The sequence below is a fragment of the Novacetimonas hansenii JCM 7643 genome, assembly GCF_000964405.1.
In the GTDB taxonomy this organism is placed as follows: domain Bacteria; phylum Pseudomonadota; class Alphaproteobacteria; order Acetobacterales; family Acetobacteraceae; genus Novacetimonas; species Novacetimonas hansenii.
Genome location: NZ_BANE01000348.1, coordinates 1 through 578, shown reverse-complemented (window position 1 = coordinate 578; position 578 = coordinate 1). Strand labels below are relative to the sequence as shown.

1 protein-coding gene is annotated in these 578 nt (G+C 66.6%); it reads left to right on the top strand.

What is annotated here, in order from left to right:
- A partial coding sequence (locus B7G66_RS16475) for a Y-family DNA polymerase (protein ID WP_456306329.1) occupies positions 1-578 on the top strand: 578 nt, incomplete at both ends.

The window sequence follows — 578 nt, the reverse complement described above, 5'->3', positions numbered from 1 at the left end:
GTGATGGCAAGGGTCGTCTCTCTTTACCTGCCGCTCTGGCCGACCGACCGGATCAGGAAACGACTTGGGCCAGACGCGCCCGCGCTTGAAACGCCGCTGGCCCTTGTCGGGCGTGAAGGACGACGAAGGGTCGTGCTGTCGGTCGATCTCGCCGCCCGGAAGCTGGGGCTGCGCCCCGGCACGCCGGTGGCCAAGGCCCAGGCGCTGTATCCCGATCTGGTCCTGATCGACGCCGATCCCGAAGGCGACCGGCTGGGACTAGAAAAACTCGCTTTGTGGTTCCAGCACCGGGTCGCGCCCATCGTGGCGGTCGATGCGCCGGACGGGCTGGTGCTCGACACAACGGGGGCGGATCACCTGCATGGGGGTGAGCTTCCTATGCTCAAGGATATGGTTCACCGCATGGCGGGAGCCGGCTTCCGTGCCCGGGCCGTTGTGGCGGACACCTGGGGTGCCGCGCACGCCATGGCCCGCTATGGCCGGTTAGCGATAGGGGCTGTCCCTTCAGATAAAACGACCTCTGCACTGGCCGACCTGCCCGTTGAAGCACTCCGCCTGCCCTCCCCTATCATTGAGGG